Here is a 3618-nt window from a genome sequence, read left to right on the forward strand (position 1 = left end):
ATTATGTTCTTATTCAGGCTTAACTCCAATAATTCGACAAAGTGGAAGTAGTGTAAAAGGACGAGCAAGAATTAGTAAAATAGGAAATGTAAAACTTCGAAATCTATTATTCATGTGTAGTTTTAATGCTTGTAAATATAATAAGAGTTGTAGAGAGCTTTATCAACGAATAGTTTCCAAAGGAAAGAGTAAGAAACTTGCCTTAATAGCCGTTTGTAATAAGCTATTAAAACAAGCCTTTGCTATCGCGAAATCAGGATTAATATACGATGAAACTTATAGAAGTACTTTGATAAAAAATTAAACAAAAATTAGTTGCTTTTTACCACAGTTCTTTGTTGTAGCCAGTTATCTTGTGTTTATTATTTCTGAAATTTCGTTGCTAAATTCACAGGATTTGTCTTTCACCCAATAAATTTTGTTCTTTCCTTTTATTCTAAATATATATTCAATTTGAGATGAACAGTAGTTTTCATCGTTTTTATCTATCTTTTTAATGTTATTTACAAATCTCTTTAGATTTTCCTTTACATTTTTCTTTTTTGAGTAAATCCATTCATCTTCAGGTTCGTCTTCATACCTTACTCCGTTGATTTTTTTTCTTAAAGTGATTTCATTGTTTTCGTTACGAATAAATTCGATTAAGTTTTCTGAACCTCCAAAGCATCCGAAATTTTTATAAATAACTTGTAAAGTGTCATTTTTAGTCAGTTTGTCAATATTTAAGTGCTTAATATCTTTTTCTTTATAATACTCTTGAAGTTTATTCGGAAATCTTAATTCAATATTTTTTTTAAAATTCAGTTTTTCTGAAATAGTATCTTTTAAGTCGGATATGAATTTCAAATTATATTCACCAAGACTTAAACTGTCATAAATAATACTAACATTTATATCGTCGTCGTGAAAAAATAATTTGGAATCAATTTTTTGATTTGATTTCTCAATTCTCAAATTTGTCCAAATTCCAGAATCAGGTTTAATAACTTTAATAAAATTTCCTTTAGGTGAATATTTAACAGCACTACTGCTTTCTCCAATAAAATCCTGACCTTTTATGCTGTCGTTTGGAATGGAAATTACGTTGATATTTTCGTCCGATAATTTTTTACAAGATTGAAAAGGAAATAACAAACATAAAATACTTATAAATTTCAGAATATTATTTTTTATGTTCATAAATATCTCATTTCTCTAATTGGCTACAACGTCTCGTATAAGCGTCAGTTACGGGTTAAATTAGCGATTATTTTCGGTTTAGCAGAGACTTAGGCAATTCCGAGTGGATTCGGACGTAGTTGAATCCGCCGTAATTGCGGTTATACATTGTTACCCAACGTTTTTTATTCGGTTTCTATATTTCCATTTGAATTTCAATCGACTCCAAAATAAATTCCATTCGTATCTCATTCCACCCAATTCCCAATTCACGTCATACTTTTCGGTTTTATTATTCACGTATGGTGGAATTCCAATTTTCATATGCAACATCGGGTTGTTATTCTTTACGGTTTCATAAAATTCCGATTCGAGCGATGATTTCGGATAGTATTGAATTTCAATTATTGTATTTTCCTTTTGGCTCTTATATATGTACAAATTCATATCGTACAGGTTTTCATAAATATCTTTTAATTCCGCTGTTATTTGTTCTAACGATTTAGTTTTCTTCTTATCGTTTGTTTTTTTGCGTTCAATTCTTTTTTCAAAAAAATTCCGTTCGTTATTTACTATTTCCGAAATAATGTAACTCGTACTGTCTGAAATTTTATTCCAACAAGAGTTTCTTGCCATTTCTAATAGAGTAGAAGTGGCTTCTTTTAAATTTTGTTCGAGGTTATTTTTAGTGACGGTTTTTTTCAAATGTTGGGTAACGTGTTTGTGTATGATTTCGTTGCGTGTTTCAGCAACTAATTTAGCAAATACAAACCGAATAGAAAATCCGTGAGGATTTTCGTAAGTAGGCGAGTACTAGCAATGAATTATACACGTTGTTACCACACGTATTTTAATTCAGTTCTATTAGTTTTTTTGTTAAATAATACTTTTAATATTTTTTCGTCTAAAGGCATATATAAAAATTCCATTTTCGTTTCTATAACTTCATATTCAAATCCGTCTTTAGCTACTCCATCTTGAATTTCGCAGAGCAATTCCTCACAATTTTTCAAAGAATCACAGTTTTTGCGAATTTTAGATATTGCAATGGAATAAATATTCGGACTCATTGCGCTTCTACAAATTTCGTTTATGTGGTTTTCAATATTGTCTTTTTCAAGTAATATTCCTGTTTGGCCTAATGTTCCTAGATACATATCATTTTCGTTCTTTTCAGAAATCTCAAATATTATATCTCTACTCAATTTACCTTTATTTTCTTTGCGTACATTAAATCCACCACAACAAGGATTGTATTCAAATGAAAATTTACTAGCTTCTGCTATATTACAGATTATTATATCATATTTTGAATTTGAGCTATTACGAAAGAGGATTGTGTCAATTTTTTTTTCGTTAGGAATAACTTTGATTGGCTTAGAACCGAAAAACAGTTTTTCTCCGTTTATAATCCATTCCATTTCCAAAGCCTTTTCATAAACTCTTTCATTATTTCCAGTTCTCTTTTTTAGGCTTACAGTATCAGCTATAAATTCAGCTGTTTGACTAAATAATGAGTTTGTAAATAGTAGAATGAATGTTATTAGCAGGCTTTTTTTCATATGTGTGGTAACGGTCTCGTATAACCGAGAGTTATGGGTTAATATACTTTAATTTTCGGTTTAACACTGACGTTAGTAATTCCGAGTGGATTCGGACGTAGTCGAATCCGCCGTAATTGCGGTTATACATTGTTGTGCGTAGGTTTTTTTCATTCCGATGCAGCTAATTTTATTTCACTCGGTTTTTCCGGAAATCCGATTAATTTCTTTTCAACTATAAACATTTTCGTTTCTCCATCAGTTAATTTAATCGTATCTATCTTTCTTTCGTATTTGCCAAAATAAAGTCCAGTTGTCGATCCATTGGGCTGGTTTGTAATATCCGAAATAGAGAAATAGTCAGTTTTCTTTGATAGACTTATTTCATAGTTTTTCTCTCCGATAACAAAGTCAAATTGTTCTGATATTCGGTCGTGATAATCCATAAACCATAAGTTCCATATCCCGAAAAATATTAAAGGACATACAATTGAATTTATAAAAAAGAGATTTGATAGTTTACTTTTAAATAAGTAGAAAAGAATTCCAATTATAATATTCAATACGAATAGAAAAGGTAAAATAATTACTATTCCAATTGAAACACTTGGGTCGGGTTCCATTTGATAAGTCCAAAATCCTAAAAGTATAACTTCAAGGATTAAAATTCCAATTCCGTATTTAATTATCTTTTTAGATTTCATTGGTCTACTTACGCACAACGGTCTTGTGTATGGTTAGTTGCGTGGTTAAGCAACTAAATTAGTAAACAAATACGGACTAGAGAAAATTCCGAAGGAATTTTCCAAATAAGCACTTGCCAAAGCAATTAATTATACAAGTCTTAAGTTTACAAAGTAGTAAATTTAAGTACTAAACCAGAAAGCACAAAAGAGAGGATTAAGGTTATTATACATGC

At 29.8% G+C, this 3618-nt stretch carries 5 protein-coding genes; 1 reads left to right on the forward strand and 4 read right to left on the reverse strand.

Features of this window, described 5'->3' with window-relative positions:
- Positions 1–304: transposase (locus ACKTTQ_RS05245; protein ID WP_408048592.1), on the forward strand; the 304-nt coding region annotated here is incomplete at its 5' end.
- Between the two features lie 44 nt (positions 305–348).
- Here the strand turns inward: ACKTTQ_RS05245 and ACKTTQ_RS05250 are convergent.
- The 4 genes from ACKTTQ_RS05250 to ACKTTQ_RS05265 form a co-directional block, all read right to left on the reverse strand.
- Complete coding sequence (locus ACKTTQ_RS05250) at positions 349–1179, reverse strand: hypothetical protein (protein ID WP_408048593.1); 831 nt, start codon at positions 1177–1179, stop codon at positions 349–351.
- 150 nt (positions 1180–1329) lie between these two features.
- Complete coding sequence (locus ACKTTQ_RS05255; protein ID WP_408048594.1) at positions 1330–1863, reverse strand: hypothetical protein; 534 nt, start codon at positions 1861–1863, stop codon at positions 1330–1332.
- A gap of 131 nt (positions 1864–1994) precedes the next feature.
- On the reverse strand, positions 1995–2720 hold the full coding sequence (locus ACKTTQ_RS05260; protein ID WP_408048595.1) for a hypothetical protein: 726 nt from the start codon (positions 2718–2720) through the stop codon (positions 1995–1997).
- Positions 2721–2869: 149 nt separating this feature from the next.
- Complete coding sequence (locus ACKTTQ_RS05265) at positions 2870–3403, reverse strand: hypothetical protein (RefSeq protein WP_408048596.1); 534 nt, start codon at positions 3401–3403, stop codon at positions 2870–2872.
- Positions 3404–3618 lie beyond the last annotated feature (215 nt).

It is taken from the genome of Tenacibaculum halocynthiae (assembly GCF_964512825.1).
Classification (GTDB): Bacteria; Bacteroidota; Bacteroidia; order Flavobacteriales; family Flavobacteriaceae; genus Polaribacter; species Polaribacter halocynthiae.

Coding starts and splice junctions, on each gene's coding strand:
- ACKTTQ_RS05265 (WP_408048596.1), bottom strand. CDS start 3,403: ATGAAATCTAAAAAGATAATTAAATACGGAATTGGAATTTTAATCCTT.
- ACKTTQ_RS05250 (WP_408048593.1), bottom strand. CDS start 1,179: ATGAACATAAAAAATAATATTCTGAAATTTATAAGTATTTTATGTTTG.
- ACKTTQ_RS05260 (WP_408048595.1), bottom strand. CDS start 2,720: ATGAAAAAAAGCCTGCTAATAACATTCATTCTACTATTTACAAACTCA.